The organism is Streptomyces sp. SP17BM10, assembly GCF_036322405.1.
In the GTDB taxonomy this organism is placed as follows: Bacteria; Actinomycetota; Actinomycetes; order Streptomycetales; family Streptomycetaceae; genus Kitasatospora.
This window is the reverse complement of record NZ_JAQYXB010000540.1, coordinates 1-528: the sequence shown is the minus strand read 5'-3', so window position 1 is coordinate 528 and position 528 is coordinate 1. Positions and strand designations below refer to the sequence as shown.

The window sequence follows — 528 nt, the reverse complement described above, 5'->3', positions numbered from 1 at the left end:
TCGCCCCCGGCGGCGTCGGAACGCCCGCGCTCGCCGTCCCCGGGTCCCCCCTGGTCGCCGCGCGCTCCCCGGCGGGCCTGCTGTCCCCCGCCCGGCGCGGAAAGGAGGGGGTGGCGGGGTCGGTGTGTGCGTGTGTGTGGTTGTGTCGTGGGTGCGCTAGCGGGTTCGTGGTTTGACCGTTGGGCGGGGGTGGGGTGTTGGTGTTCGTTGGGGGGGTGCCCCGCCCCCCCCCCCCCCCCCCCCGCCCAATTTTTAATGATCCGGCGACCACCGTGATCTACACTCGACTGGTCACTCTTTCCCTCCTCGACGCTCTTCCGATCTGTCCGAGGCCGCCCGGCTGGCCGAGCTGCGCCTGGACGTCCACGAGCAGCTCACCGCGCTGCGCCTGGACCTCGGCGAGCTCGACGACCTCGAACCGGCCGCCGACGTGGTCTACAGAGCACACGTGAGTCAACAGCACGAGCGGCGCGGCCTCTGATCCCGCAGCGCCGTGCTGGCGGGCGTCGCGGGGCGGCCCCCGGGCGG

Annotated in this window: 1 protein-coding gene; it reads right to left on the bottom strand. The window is 73.5% G+C overall.

Annotation, left to right across the window (positions count from 1 at the left end):
• Nucleotides 1-277: 277 nt before the first annotated feature.
• Entirely contained in the window at nucleotides 278-448 is a 171-nt protein-coding gene (locus PUR71_RS13330) for a hypothetical protein (RefSeq protein WP_329927182.1), read from the bottom strand.
• Nucleotides 449-528 lie beyond the last annotated feature (80 nt).